The following is a 13636-nucleotide window of genomic DNA, read 5'->3' as shown; positions in this document are numbered from 1 at the left end:
CGGATAATCAATCGCACCCGAATCATCGATCAACGTGACCGACGGGCAATACACACCAGAAAACATTCCAACCCCTTGTCAGTGGCGCGCGGCCAGCTACCCCGAATGGGCAGCATGCCGCGGCAGCCGTTCATATCTCTATTATGGAACTAAGTTCCGCCTAATGGGACTGCGCAGGGCTTGCGCTACGTCACATTTCAGGAGTGCTCCGGCTAGTTTCGGACCCCGCACCGGGCAATTTTGCGCCCCCTTCGCACAGTTTCACCTAGCGCCGCGGACCGGGCCCGCTAGCACTCCACCACATTGACGGCGAGCCCGCCCTCCGAGGTCTCTTTATATTTGGAAAGCATATCCATCCCGGTTTGGCGCATAGTTTCCACCACGGTATCGAAGGAGACGGTGTGGGAGCCGTCGCCCCACAGCGCGATATAGGCCGCATTAATGGATTTGACTGCCGCCATGGCATTGCGTTCGATGCACGGGATTTGCACCAGACCGCCCACCGGATCGCAGGTGAGGCCGAGGGAGTGCTCCATAGCAATTTCCGCTGCGTTTTCCACCTGGGCCGGGGTGCCGCCCAGGGCCTCCGCGAAACCTGCGGCCGCCATCGCGGAGGCTGAACCAACCTCCCCTTGGCAGCCCACTTCCGCCCCGGCAATGGACGCATTCGTTTTAATAATGCCGCCGATGGCCGCCCCGGCCAGCAAGAAGTTATACATCCCCTCGCGGGTGGCACCGGGCACAAAACGTTCATAGTACGTGAGGACCGCGGGAACGACGCCGGCCGCGCCGTTCGTCGGCGCGGTGACAATCCGGTGGCCGGCCGCATTTTCTTCGTTGATGGCCAGGGCGAAAAGATTGACCCACCCGAGCGCTTCCAGCTGATCCGCACGGTGCCCCGCCGCGGTTTTTTCTTCCAGCTCGCGGGCCAGCCCGGGGGCGCGCCGCTTCACGCGCAGCCCGCCCGGAAGAGTGCCCTCCGTGGCAATACCGGCTTTAATGGCCTCGCCCATAACCGCGTGTACCCGATCCATATGAGCAATAACGGACCGGTGCGGGCGCAGCGCGGTTTCGTTAGCGAGCGCGAGTTCGGAGATGCGCATGCCCGTTTCGGAACAGAGCTCCAGCAGCCGGGCGGCGGTGAAAAATGGGTAGGGGACAGCGGTCTGGGCGGCGTCGGCCTGTTCTTCGGTGGCGAGTGGCGCCACCCGCGGTTCTGCCGGATCGCCCAGTTCTTCCATCACGAAACCGCCACCCACCGAATAATAGGTGTGTTCGGCAAGGAGCTCCTCGCCCGCCCAGGCGCGCAGCGTCAGCGCATTAACGTGGTAGGGCAAAATATCGCGGGGGCGGAAAATAATATCGCGTTCACGCACGAACGGTGTGGGGGCGAAACCGGGCACGGTGAGCGTCCCGGAGGTGTCGATAGCGGCTTCCATACCGTCCACCACCGCGATAGACACATTTTCCGGGCTGTAGCCGGATAGCCCCAGAAGCACCGCGCGGTCGGTATTATGCCCGCGTCCGGTGGCGGCCAGGGAACCGAAAAGATCCACGCGCAGGCTCGTGATGCGAGCGCCCGGCGCGCGGGCGGCCAGCAGCGTTGCGAAATGCAGCCCGGCGCGCATGGGTCCCACGGTATGCGACGACGACGGGCCTATCCCCACCCGGAACATATCGCAGACGCCCAGGGGATTCGCGCGGTTTTCCTCCTCCCCGGATTCCCCGGTGGTGGTTTCGCCGGCGAGGATAGCGGCCGGGAGGGCCGCGCGCGGGGTGGCGGTGGGACGTTCGCTGAGGGAGACCGGAAGGGTATGCGCGGCGTCGTCGAAATCGGGGTTGAGCCGTAAACGCGAGGTCATACATGTCCTTCCGGTTGCTGGTGACGCACCGTTTGTGATCATACGGCAAGCGGCCGGGAGCTGCGCGCCCCCGGCCACTTTTGTGCCGCGCCGCGGGTGCCGGCGCGATCACCGTTATGTTAATTATTACTTGTTACTTGCCTGCCGGGCCTTCCCAACCGGGGACCAGCTGGTTCGGGCAGGTCTGGAGGTACTGGGCGAAAGCATCGTGTTCGGCCTGGGTGACGGTCAGCCCGTAGGTGGCCTTCACGCCGATCTGGCGCGCCACATATTGGCAGGTGAAGTTCTTATTCGCGGGGACCCATTCGGCGGCGGAACGCCCGGCCTTCTCCTTGGCCTGGTCCGCGGAGACTGCCTGCATATTGCGCGGGTCGCTGGCGAAGGCGGCGCGCTGCTCGTCCGTGAACTGGTTGGCGCCCGAAGCCCAGGCGTTATCGAGGCTGACGATGCGGTCCACCACCACGGTCTTGGTTCCCGCTTCGGGCCGCGCGTAGTCAACCATATTCCCGGTGTAGCTATCCACCAGGGTGCCGTAGGCGATGCCGCACCCGGAGGTGCCGGGTTGCACGCCGACGTTCACGAGGTCGCGGCGCAGCACGTCCGTGTAGACGTTACATGCGTCTTCGTTTGCCTCGGCGGCATCGGGACCGAACTTCGCCGGATCGGCCTTGTCGGTGGCGGAAGGTTCGGCAACGGTCAGGGTACCGAGAAGTTCGGTTGCGCTTTGCGGGTGCGCCGGGTTGGGGATAACGGCCGGGAGCTTTTCCGGCGGGGTTTCCGAAGCGGCGGGAGTGACGACGGCGGAGCTAGCAGCCGGAGCTGCGGAGCTGGCCGCGGGAGCGGAGGTGGCTGCCGCCTCATCACTACTCTTGGTGCATGCCCCCATCATCCCCGCAAGAATCGCCAAGGACCCCATGGCGGCAACGCACTTCGCGAGCGAGGTGCGGGCGGTGGTGGATGCGCCGTGGCCGGCGCTGCCAAAACTAGTGCGTGGCATGACTTCCTTCTCTTTTCGTTCTCTTTCGGATAGATCAAAGTCGTACGGCGCCAAAACGCCGCGTGACAATGGTAGACGCGCTATCGCACGGATTCAAAAGTGGAACGCATGGTGAAATACCTGGTGGACGTGGTGGATGGGGCGCAGGGCGGTGGTGGTATCCTGCGGGCTGGTTTGCGCGGCGGGGTGGGCGCGTAGTGCGACGGCGCGGCGGAACCCGGCGCGAGGCTTGTATCGCGCGGTCTCCGCCTTGCCGGACCCGCGCGGGCAGGCATATATGTGTTTCGAGCTGTACTGCATCCGTAACACAATCGAAGTACAGCCGTGAAAACAAGGTGCCCCGCCCGGAGCCAGAAGTGATACTGGCCGGGCGGAGCACCTATTCGCAACACGTGGCATCACGCGCTGCCACCTAATGCCTACACGCCCTTACTTCACCGCATGCCGCGCGCGAGAACGACCGAAAGCCACCGCGCCGCCGGCCACCAGCAGCAGCGTAGCTGCACCGATAGCGCCGCTCATATCGCTTCCGGTTTCGGGGAGCTTCTGCGTGGGAGCCGCGTTCATCGCCACAGCTCGCTTTGCGGTAGTCGTTTTATTCCCTGCCGCGGAATGCTTCGCCGCGGGATTGCCGGAAGGCTGGGGCGACGACGGTGCATCAGGCGCCTGCCCCGGCTTCTGCTCCGGAGTTGGGGCCTGCTGACGGGCCAATTCCAGATCTCGCTGGGCGGCCTGCAAGGCAAGGTTGGCCGCGGTCAGCTGCTGTTGTGCCTCCTCCTGGGCTTTCAACGCAACCTCTTCCGCTTCACGAGCCGCCTCGAGCGCGAGCGTTGCCTTACCGTGAGCATCCTGGGCGCTTTGCAGTGCGCCTTCAGCCGCCCGTGCCTTCTCCGTAGCTAGCCGAACATCCCACTGCCGTTCGTCGTGCTCATTCGAAGCATTGGCCAGTCGGGTTAGCGTCGCCTGGTGTTCAGCGGCGGTGGCACGCGCAGCATTGAGAGTGCGCAGCGCTTCCGCAGCCGCTTCACGCGCCTTATCCGCGGCAGCCTTTGCCTGGGTAACTTCCTGTTGCGCGGCCTGCGCGGCAGTTTGCGCGGCGGTCACATCCTTTTCCGCCTGCGCGAGCTTCGCGGTAGCGTCTGCCCAGGTCGGCTCCAGCTCCGCTACGCGTTCCTCGAGCCCAATGCGCTTCTTGGTAGCTTCTCCAGCGGTATCCCGCGCGGTATCACGCGCACCCTGTGCCTTGCCCAGCAGAGCATCAGCCTCTTGGAGGGCTTCTTGCTGAGCAGCCGTGGCGGCGTTGAGTTTGGCTTCCGCAGTGGCCAGTGCCTCCTGTGCAGCGGCAACCTCTTTTGCTGCCTCCATTGCTTTTTGAGTAGCCTTTTCAGACTCGGCTTTCGCAGTCACGAGATCCTGTGCCCGTTGCTCCGCGGTGGCCTGCGCCTGCTGTACTTGCTGTGCAGCTTGTTCCTTTGCAGTTACGGCCTTGTCGCGCTCAGCTTGTTTCTGCTGTGTGGTGTTACGCGCGGCTTCCAGCTTTGCCACTGCATCTGCATGAGCTTTCTTCGCAGCTTCGAGAGCCTGCTTCTTTTGCTCGGTTACCTTCTGTGCGTCAGCAATTTTTTGCTTCAGAGTAGCTAGAAGGTCCTTCACATCTTCCGGATCCAACTTCTCGAGATTTTCGAGCTGTTCGCTCAGGATCTTTTCGCGTGTTTGAGCATCCGCGAGAGCGCTCTCGGCTTTCTTTACGGCCGCTTCCTTTTCGGTTACTTGAATCGTAAGCGGTCCCTCAGCCTGTTCGAGTTTCTTGGCCTCGGCGTCCAGCTCCGCCGCCAGGCGCTCCGCTTCTGCTTTGGCCGCCTCAGCTTCGGTCACGGCCTTCTTTGCAGCCTGATCAGCTTCGGTGGCGGTGACCATAGCTTCTTGCGCCTTGCCGGCCTCCGTGGCCGCGCTCTCTTTCAGCGCGTCCTTCGCCTTCACCTCATCCTGCGCAGCCCGAACCGCATCCGATTCCTTACGGACCTTCTCTACTTCGGCCTTGACTACTTCATCGCGTTTGGCCTTCGCCTGTTCCAACTCCGCCTCGGCCTGCACCAGCGCTTCCAGCGCCGCGCTTTCCTGCTGCTTAAGCTCCGCGACTTCCTTGCCGAGCCGTTCCTTCTCCGAACGAGCCGCCGCATCCGCCTCGCGCGCCTTCGTCACCGCGTCACCGGCCGCCTGCGCAGCCGCGGCCTTTTCCTTAAGCTCAGCTTCTTTTCCGGCGACGCCGCCCGCGGCTTGCCGCGCAGCCGCTTCCGCTTTCTCGTAGGCAATCTGCGCGGCGGCAGCTTGGTCGGCGGATTCTTGGGCTTTATCAGCCGCCTGCCGGAGCTGGCCCTTCGCAGCCTTCCCCGCCTCGCTCACCTGATCCGCTGCCTGCTGGGCCGCTTCTGCCGCTTTTGTGGCATCAGCGAACTGCTTTTCGCTCTGCGCCACACCAGCTTGAGTTTGCACCGCGGCCGCCTCCGCTTCCGCAGCTTTCTTTTTCGCTTCAGTGGCAGCTGCGGTGAGTCGATCAACGTCGGCTTGGCGCGCCGCCACTGTTTCTTGGGCAGCCGCCACCTTCTTTTCCGCTTCGGCAAGGCCGGGCGCGGGGCGCGCGGCGGTAGCCGCGCGGGCGTCGTCGTTATTCTGCACCGGCTGCGCAATGGCTGCGCCGGCCGGTAGCAGCGCCACCGCTACTCCCGCTGTGAGAGCGGCGGCGAGGGCTCGGTGAGTATGGGTCCTCATGGTCATCCTTTCGAGGAAATGCATCCGGGCGAGACTGGCCCTGTGCCAGCTCTGCTGTGTGATGCGATAAGTTAATGCGACAAAGTCCAGATTCGTCTTGAAATTAACTGGGATTTTCTCAGGAGTCTGAGCGCCGGCCGCGAGCGCGCATAGCCACCGCGGCACCTCCGGCCAGCAGTAGAAGCGTGGCTGCACCAATGGCGCCGCTGGTATCGCTGCCGGTGTCGGGGAGTTTTTGAGCGGTCGCCGCGCCTTTCGTCACGGGAGCTGCGCTGTTCGCCGCGGGTGTGCCCGTCGCTGTTGCCGCGCCCGTGGCCGCGGGCGGGTTCTTCGCTGCCGGGTCCTGCTGGCGCGCGGCGGCGAGTTCCTGCTCAGCCGCGTGCGCAGCCACGCGTGCCGCGCCGAGCCTCTGCTCCGCCTGTTCCTGCGCGGCCTGGGCCTGCCGCAATCCTTCCTGCGCGGCAGTCACCGCGGCGGTAGCTTTCTCCTGCGCGGCCCGCGCTTCTTCGGCTACTTCACCGGCAAGCCGCGCGGCCTCGGTGGCCTGCTGCAACCGAGCCGAACGCTCATCGTATTTTTGCGCCTCGGAGATCAAGCGTTCCAGCTCAGCCTGCTGGTGCGCGGCCGCTCGCTGCGCATTTTCCGCAGCTTTCACTTTCTCCGCTTCAGCGGTTCGTGCGGCTTCCAGCTGCGCGTTCGCGGTCTGCACACCCCGTTCGGCCTGAGTCATGGCCTCCCGAGCCGCCGCCAGCTCCCGCTTCGCCTCCGCGTGCTGGGCCGCCGCCTCCGCGTGGCGCGCCTCCAACCCGGCGGTCTTACCCTTCGCGCCGGCGAGCTGCGTGGCCGCCTCCGTGTGACGCTCCTGCGCCGCATCCCGCTCCGTCTTGGCGCGCTGGGCCGCTTCCTTCGCACCGGACGTCGCCGCATCAACCTCCGCCTGCGTGGCCGCGAGCTTTTCCTGCGCTTCTCGCACGGCCTGCTCCGCCTGGCCGGCCTGCGTGGCCGCGTTCCGCGCCGCCTCCTCCTTGCGCTGGAGCTCCGCCTGCGCGCGGGTCTGAGCCTCGGCACGCTGCGCGGTCACCTCCCGCGCCTCCTGCAGCTGCTGCTCCGCCTTATTCTGTTCGACGACGGCGCCATCACGCTCCGCCTTCTTCGCATCACGCAGGTTGATCGCGGCATCGCGCTCCGTAACAGCTACCTCGTGATCCTGTTCGGCCTTGTTGTACTCCTTTTCCTTGGCGGCAGCCTCGGCCTGGAGTTCCTCAACCTCGTGGCGCTGTTGCTCCAGAGCCTCCTTGAGTGTTGGGTTCTGTTTAGCAGCCCGCTCCAATGACTTCAACCATAATTCACGGTCTGCGGCTTCGTTCTTCGCCTTTTCCCAGAGCGCTTTTTTGCGATCCTTGGCTTTCGCGAGCCGATTCGCTTCAGCGGCCTTGGCCGTAACATTCTCCTCCAGCGGGGCAAGCTCAGCATCCAGCTTCTCTACCCGCGCCTGCGCCTGGGCCGCTACCCCCTCAGCTGCAGTTACCACCTGCTGAGCCTTCTGCACATCCTGGGCGGCATTCACGGCAGCCTCCTGAGCGCGCAGGGCTTCCTGGCGGGTAGTTTCACGCGCGGCAATCTTGCCTTCCGCAGCCTTGGTGGCGCCTGCCAGCTGGCTAGCGGCGCCGTCGATCTTCCCCTGTTCACCGCGAACGGCAGCATCGCGCGCCGCTTCGGCCTGGTGTAGATTCTCCTCCGCTTCAGCCAGCTTTGCCTTCGCGGCAGCTTCCGCGGCCCCTAGTTTTTCGACCTCCACAGCCAGGCGAGTCTTATCGGCCTGGGCGCTAGCTTCCGCCGTCTCCGCGCGCGTGACCGCCTGCGCCGACGCCTCCACCGCGGCGGTTTTCTCCCACAGCGTTTCCTGCTGGGTTTCAAGATTCGCAGCGGCCTGCCGGGTGTGCTTGGCCGCGGCATCGCGCTCGGTGGCAGCGGCCTCGGCTCGTGCCACGGAATCCTTCGCGTTTTCCTGTGCGGTGGGGAGTTGATTCTTCGCGGCGGTACCCGCTTCTTTGACCTCGTCGACGGCGCGCTGGGCGGCCAGTTTTTCAGCTTCGGCAGCACCGAGCTTTTCCGCGGCATTCTTCGAGGCCGTGGCAGCTGCCGCGGCGGCGGTTTCCGCGTCTTTCAAGGCGTGCTGCGCGGTTGCGGATTGCGCAGCGAGGCGATCCACCTCCGCCTGGTGCGCCTGGACCGCGGCACGGGCAGCCGCGACTTTCTGCTCCGCCTGGGCGATATTGGGTTGTGTTTGCGGCTTCGTGGCCGCGGCACTGGAGCCGGAGAGCGGCTGGGCCTGCGCGGCACCGGCCGGAACGAGGGCAACGGCCACCCCGGCGGTGAGAGCGGTCGCGAGGGCGCGGTGAGTGTGGGACCTCATCGTGTTCCTTTCAGGGAATTCGTCTAGGTGAGCCTGGCGCTCAGGCCAGATTGAGGAATGTACGGGGAATAGTTAAAGGCAGAAAATCCGGAGCGGACTTGGAGTTTTCTGGGTTTTCTTCAGGAATGCTGCCCCGTGTCTGCCATTGCGGGGCAGCACCCCTGACGCGGCGCGAAGCGCCACATTACTTCTGTTATTTCAGTTATTTCGCCACGTGCCGGGCGCGCGAGCGACCCAGCACCACTGCCCCACCGGCCAGCAACAGGAGCGTGGCCGCACCAATGGAACCGAGTGCTTCGCTGCCGGAGGCCGCCAGTGCCGGTTTCGCGGGTGCCTGGTGGCCAGCTGCGCTTTCAGGGCGGGCAGCCGGTGTTGCGGGGACCTTCGGCTGGGCCTGAGGTGCCGCGGGCTGCGCGGCGGGAGCTTCAGGTTTGGTAGCAGGAGCACTCGGCTTTGTGTCGGGCTTGGTATCCGGCTGATCGGGCTTAGGCGCAGGCTTCACGCCCGGTACATCCGGTTTCGGCATATCCGGCTTCGGGGCCGGGTCCTGCTGGCGGGCGGCCGCAAGTTCTTGCTCAGCAGCGTGCAGGGCAACCGCCGCCGCACCCAGTTTCTTTTGCGCTTCGACCTGCGCGGCCTGCGCTTGCTGCGCTACTTCCCGCGCGGCGGTAACCGCCTGAGTTGCCTTGTCATGGGCCGCACGTGCCTCATCCGCCTTTTCACCGGCGAGCCGAGCCGCCTCAGCAGCCCGCTGCAACGTGGCAGCGCGCTCATCGTACTTCTGCGCTTCGGTGATCAAACGCTCCAGCTGAGCTTGCTGTTGCGTGGCCGCCCGCTGCGCATTATCCAATGCCTGCGCGCTGGCCTTCTCAGCTTCCCGCGCAGTCTCCAGCTTCGCATTCGCGACGCGCACACTCTCATCGGCCCGGGCCGCAGCATCGCGTGCTGCATTCGCATCCGCCTTCGCCGCGGTGAGCTTCTTTTCCGCATCAGCCCAGCGTGGCTTTAGCTTCTCCACCCGCCCTTTGAGATCCGCGAGTTTCTTAGCCGCTTCGGCGTGCTTCTCACGCTCGGCATCATGTGTGCTCTGCGCAGCCGTTACCTTTTCTGCCTGGGCAGCCTTGGCTTTCTCCAGCGCAGCGTTCGCCTCGGTTAGTTTCTGCTGGGCGTTTTGCAGATCGGTGGCTGCTTGCGTTGCCGCTGCCTCCGCTTGCTGAGCCGAGGCTTTCGCTTCGGTAGCCGCAGCCTTCTTACGGGCGACGTTCGCGCTGAGATCCGTGACTGACTTCTGCGCTTCCTTCAGTTCCTGCTCAGCCTTATCCTTTTTCACCAGGGCGCCAGCGCGCTCTTCTCGCTTCTTCTCATGCTCGGTAACCACATCATCACGCCGAGCGGCTAAGTCGTCGTATTTTTGTTTGGCCTCGTTATATACCTTTTGTTTTTCAGCCACCTTTGCCTGCAATGTAGCGAGATCTTTGCGGTGTTCCACGAGACGCTTATTCAGGGAATCCTTTATTTTCTCTGGCGCGGTTTTAAGCGCGAGCTCAACCTTTCTAATTTCCTGTTGTTTTGCCGCTACTTCACCCTGAGCGTTATCAAGCTCCTTTTTCGCATTATCCATCGGAGCCTTGAGTTTCTCCGCAGCCGCGGCCTTCTGTGTAACCACCTGCTGTAATGCCTGAAGTTCCTTAGCTAATCGCGATTCTTCTTGCGTAGCTTTTTCAGCCGCAGCCTGCGCTTTTTGCTGGGCTTCGTTAGCGGCCTGCAGCTTCCCCGCAGCGACCTGCTGCTCTTTCTCGGCGCGCTGCGCTTCTTGTTGCGCAGCGTCACGCTCCGCGGCCCTCTGCTCGGCAAGCCGCTGCGCGGCATTCACCGCGCCAGTTTCAGCATCAACCTTCGCGCGATCATTCTTGAGCGCCTCATCGCGCTCCGCTTCGGCCTGGCGCAACTTCTCCTGCGCCTCGGCAAGCTTCGTTTGGGCGGCCTTTTCTGCCTCCGCGAGATCCTTGACCTCCTGCTCCAAGCGCTTCTCATCCGCCTTGGCAGCAGCTTCAACTTCCTCAGCCTTGGTCAAAGCTTGAGTGGCAACTTCCACCGCCCCGGCCTTCTGCTGCGCCAGCTTCTGCTGTTCCCCGAGTTTCTCCGTTGCCCGCCCCAGCTCGGCGGTCGCTTCATCATGCTTCGTTTTTGCGGCGGCAGCACGCTCGGCAGAATCCTGCGCCTGAGCCCCCGCTTCCTGCAGCTGATTCTTGGCTGCCTCACCCGCTTCTTTCACCTCATCAACGGCGCGCTGCGCGGCATCGCGCTCTTTCTGAGCCGCACCGAGTTTCTCGGCGGCTTCTTGGGCGGCAGTAGCAGCTGTGGCCGCGGCGTTTTCCGCCTTCTTGAGGTCATCCTGCGCGGTGGAATTCTTCTTGGTGACCTGTTCGAGTTCCGCCTGGCGATTCTGGACTTCAGCCTGCGCCTCGGCCACGTTCCGTTCGGCTTCCTCCACGCTGAGCATCGGGCGCGCGGCATCGACCACGGGAGCGTCGCCCGCCCCGGAAACCGGCTGGGCCTGCGCGGCGCCGGCCGGAACAAGTGCAACGGCTACCCCGGCGGTGAGAGCGGTAGCGACGACGCGGTGAGTCTGGGACCTCATCGTTATCCTTTCAAGGAATATACATCTAGGTGAGAGTGGCACCCTTTGCCAGGGCCACGATTTTACGGGTAATAGTTAAGGGCAGAAAAGCCAGATTCGGCTTGGAATTTTCTGGGATTTTCTCGGGAATCCTGCCGCATTTTCACCACCCCACGCCCGCAATCCCCGTAAATAAGCGGATAATTGGTTAATTGCCATTATTTGCTCATTTCCACATTATTACCCATTCAACTTACGACCGGGCCTTCCGGCCCATGCCACACCACCCCTCGCCAATCCGTTTTGTGGCGCAGATTACTTTTAAGTCATAGACTGGCGTGATGAGGGTTCGCGTGTAGGCCGGGTGGCGCCCCGCTGCTGCGGCGTCGTACCTAAAACCCACGCCGGTACGCACACCCACATGGAGGAGGCAACCATGAAACGTTTGGCGCTTGTAACAGTCACCTGCGCCGCGGCGCTGATATTCGGCGCATGTTCGGGCAGCGCCACGCAATCCGCGCCACCGAACGCCGCGAGCGCACCCGCACATGCCCCCGCGAGCGCGGATTCGCCCTCCCGCTGCGCGCCCGCGGAAATGGACACCACCCTGGGCGATAGCGACGGGGCGGCCGGGCATCGGTATTACGTGTTGCGGGTGGAAAATACCGGCAAGGTACCGTGCTTCATTCCGGCACAGCTCGAGGTAACACCCATCAGCGCCAACGGGAATATGTTCACCGAGCCGGCGCCGGCGAACAGCGCGACCGGGGCGGATGTGGTGCTTGAGCCGGGCGAGCGGATCGCAATGGAGGTGGACACCATCAATCCCGGGATTGTGTGCCCGGAGAAAACCGTGTGGGAACTCAATCTCGCGGTGGGGTACACGGGTACCAGCATCCATTCCGTTTCTCACGGGGAGCAGATGAATTCGTGTTCGTCCGGGGAGGCCACGGTGAAGGTTGGGGATTTTGAGGTGGAGTAGGCGCCGAACTACTCGGCAACCTCGGAGAGTGGATGTTCGGTTCCCCCGCCCGCCTCAATCTGTTCCATCGCATCAAGCAGGCGCCGAGCATTTCGCGGCGAGCGCATGAGGTAGACCGTTTCACGCAGGGAGGTGTACTCGTCCAGCGATAGGATAACCGCAGGTTCCTGGCCGCTCCGGGTAATAATCACCGGTTCACAGTCATCAACCACGGACTGCAAAACGTCCGCGTAGTTCTTCAGCGAGTCTGAATACGTCATTGTTTTCATTGCGCACCCCCGGATATATCAGTGCTATCTACCCATAGAATAACAACTGTGCAGTGTTGCACAATCCGGGCACCGCGCCCGGCGATCCGCGAAGGAGAACCCCATGAAACGATTTACTCCCGCAGCCCTGGCCCTCGCGAGCGCCTTCGCGCTAACGCTTGCCGGATGCACGAATTCTGGCGGTTCGGCCGCATCACCCGATTCCAGCGCGGCGGCCACACCCTCCACAGACCACGCCCCCGCACCGGAGTTCGCGGCGCTGGCCAGCTCAAACCTGGCGCTCCCCGATTACCTCGCGCGGGCGATCCGCGACGGCGACGGCACCTACCCCGGGAAAGAACCCGCCCAGGTCACCGTGCCCTTCACCAACGGCACCACACTCCTCTACGACACCGAGCGCGGCACCCCCGCGCGCGAGCCCGTCACCGCGGGCGCCACCCCGAGCGGAAACCTCTTCGAAATCCGGATGGACGATCTAGGCTCCACCACCCTTGGCGGGGTACCCGTGCGCGGCGTGATTTTTACGAGCAGTATCCGCCACGCAGAACCTGAAGAAGCGCCGGGAACTCCGTCGGTCACCTTCGCGTGGTACGACGGCGCCAACCGGCCCATCGCCCAGATCATGCCCGAAGATTACCGGCACGGCAGCGCGCATGCTCCCCGAATCGAAGTGACGGATATACAGCCAGATCAGATCTCCCTGAGCTGGGCGCCGCTGGATAGTTTTGGTGGGCAGGCCAGCGTACGCGGACGTTTCACGTGGAACGGACACGAGTGGCTCCAGGATCAGGTCGAGTACACGCTGGCCGATGGCAGCGTCGTCGTGCAACCGAAAAATACCGAGCTGGAAGCGCTGGCAACTGCGGAGAAAGCACAGGAGGCCGGGATGCCCGCCGAGCTGGCCGGGCGTGTATTCGCGGCGGATACTCGGATTGCCGGGTGTTCACTGCGCGGGCCGGATTCGATCACGTACTTCCCCTACGCTTCCTTTATTGCGGATAACCGGGCGGATGCGGCGGCGGGCGCCGCGGATACAGGACGCGAACGCGGGCGCTCCGGGTACTGGATCGGAGAGCCCGCGGAAACCACACCGGCAAAGGCCACCGATATTCTGTGTGCGCTGGAGGGAAATGAGTTCGCCATTCTGGGCGGCAACCGCCGCGAGGCCGCGCAGCTGGTTCCCGAGACTCCGACCAAGCGTTTCGATTCCTACCTGGTGTTGGAGGGCAACCCGACCGGTGAGGCGCGGTTGAAGGAAATCGTTGCTGCGGAGAATGAATCATGAGCGCATACACTGCACGCGCTACCCGCGAGGACGGCTGGTGGGTAGTCGAGGTGGACGAAGTTCCCGGGCTCTTTACCCAAAGCCAAAACCCGGAGGATATTCCGGATTTGGTGCGTGATGCCCTTGCGCTCTTCCCCGAAGCGGAACGGAATCCGGCTAGCGCCCACGTTCGCGTTATCATGCCGGACTGAGCCAGCCCGCGGCAGACATGGCGAAGGCCGGGGGTCCACGCTCCCCCGGCCTTCTCACGACTCTCGCGCTAGAACCGAGGATGGAATGGGAACCATCCGGGTTCATCTTGGCTGCGACTGAGCCTGTCCCCGGGAGATAACCAGTCTCCCGGCAGCGGAACGGGTCCACGCCTCCCGTTGCTTTCCGCTGACATGTTCTATATAACCGGAGCTTCCCTAAAATACCATGCACCGAGGCTGGAATT

At 63.7% G+C, this 13636-nt stretch carries 9 protein-coding genes; 3 read left to right on the top strand and 6 right to left on the bottom strand.

Annotated features, from left to right (window positions below):
- Window positions 1-287: 287 nt before the first annotated feature.
- From QP828_RS04425 to QP828_RS04405, 5 genes are all read right to left on the bottom strand, one after another.
- A complete protein-coding gene (locus tag QP828_RS04425; RefSeq protein WP_274732470.1) occupies window positions 288-1862 on the bottom strand; it encodes an L-serine ammonia-lyase in 1575 nt (524 codons plus the stop codon).
- Between the two features lie 133 nt (window positions 1863-1995).
- A complete protein-coding gene (locus QP828_RS04420) occupies window positions 1996-2859 on the bottom strand; it encodes a GmrSD restriction endonuclease domain-containing protein (protein WP_274732471.1) in 864 nt (287 codons plus the stop codon).
- 429 nt (window positions 2860-3288) lie between these two features.
- Window positions 3289-5628 (bottom strand): LPXTG cell wall anchor domain-containing protein, encoded by a 2340-nt coding sequence (locus QP828_RS04415; protein WP_274732472.1) that lies wholly within the window; start codon window positions 5626-5628, stop codon window positions 3289-3291.
- A 118-nt stretch (window positions 5629-5746) separates the two neighbouring features.
- Window positions 5747-8044: an LPXTG cell wall anchor domain-containing protein gene (locus tag QP828_RS04410; protein ID WP_274732473.1), complete on the bottom strand. Its 2298-nt coding sequence runs from the start codon at window positions 8042-8044 to the stop codon at window positions 5747-5749.
- Window positions 8045-8246: 202 nt separating this feature from the next.
- Complete coding sequence (locus QP828_RS04405; protein WP_274732474.1) at window positions 8247-10685, bottom strand: hypothetical protein; 2439 nt, start codon at window positions 10683-10685, stop codon at window positions 8247-8249.
- 415 nt (window positions 10686-11100) lie between these two features.
- On the opposite strand from QP828_RS04405, the gene QP828_RS04400 reads away from it, so the two are divergent.
- A complete protein-coding gene (locus QP828_RS04400) occupies window positions 11101-11646 on the top strand; it encodes a DUF4232 domain-containing protein (protein ID WP_274732475.1) in 546 nt (181 codons plus the stop codon).
- A gap of 8 nt (window positions 11647-11654) precedes the next feature.
- Here the strand turns inward: QP828_RS04400 and QP828_RS04395 are convergent, their stop codons facing one another.
- A complete protein-coding gene (locus QP828_RS04395) occupies window positions 11655-11906 on the bottom strand; it encodes a type II toxin-antitoxin system Phd/YefM family antitoxin (protein WP_311373507.1) in 252 nt (83 codons plus the stop codon).
- Between the two features lie 112 nt (window positions 11907-12018).
- Between QP828_RS04395 and QP828_RS04390 the strand changes: the two genes are divergently transcribed.
- Both QP828_RS04390 and QP828_RS04385 read left to right on the top strand, forming a co-directional pair.
- On the top strand, window positions 12019-13200 hold the full coding sequence (locus QP828_RS04390; protein WP_274732477.1) for a hypothetical protein: 1182 nt from the start codon (window positions 12019-12021) through the stop codon (window positions 13198-13200).
- On the top strand, window positions 13197-13391 hold the full coding sequence (locus QP828_RS04385; protein ID WP_274732478.1) for a type II toxin-antitoxin system HicB family antitoxin: 195 nt from the start codon (window positions 13197-13199) through the stop codon (window positions 13389-13391). The genes QP828_RS04390 and QP828_RS04385 overlap by 4 nt, the downstream gene beginning before the upstream one ends.
- Window positions 13392-13636: the final 245 nt, after the last annotated feature.

Source organism: Actinotignum sanguinis, from assembly GCF_030230305.1.
GTDB lineage: Bacteria > Actinomycetota > Actinomycetes > Actinomycetales > Actinomycetaceae > Actinotignum > Actinotignum sanguinis.
Note: the sequence above shows the minus strand (reverse complement) of the source record. Positions and strands in the feature narration are given on the sequence as shown.

Coding starts and splice junctions, on each gene's coding strand:
- QP828_RS04425 (WP_274732470.1), bottom strand. CDS start 1,862: ATGACCTCGCGTTTACGGCTCAACCCCGATTTCGACGACGCCGCGCAT.
- QP828_RS04420 (WP_274732471.1), bottom strand. CDS start 2,859: ATGCCACGCACTAGTTTTGGCAGCGCCGGCCACGGCGCATCCACCACC.
- QP828_RS04415 (WP_274732472.1), bottom strand. CDS start 5,628: ATGAGGACCCATACTCACCGAGCCCTCGCCGCCGCTCTCACAGCGGGA.
- QP828_RS04410 (WP_274732473.1), bottom strand. CDS start 8,044: ATGAGGTCCCACACTCACCGCGCCCTCGCGACCGCTCTCACCGCCGGG.
- QP828_RS04405 (WP_274732474.1), bottom strand. CDS start 10,685: ATGAGGTCCCAGACTCACCGCGTCGTCGCTACCGCTCTCACCGCCGGG.
- QP828_RS04400 (WP_274732475.1), top strand. CDS start 11,101: ATGAAACGTTTGGCGCTTGTAACAGTCACCTGCGCCGCGGCGCTGATA.
- QP828_RS04395 (WP_311373507.1), bottom strand. CDS start 11,906: ATGACGTATTCAGACTCGCTGAAGAACTACGCGGACGTTTTGCAGTCC.
- QP828_RS04390 (WP_274732477.1), top strand. CDS start 12,019: ATGAAACGATTTACTCCCGCAGCCCTGGCCCTCGCGAGCGCCTTCGCG.
- QP828_RS04385 (WP_274732478.1), top strand. CDS start 13,197: ATGAGCGCATACACTGCACGCGCTACCCGCGAGGACGGCTGGTGGGTA.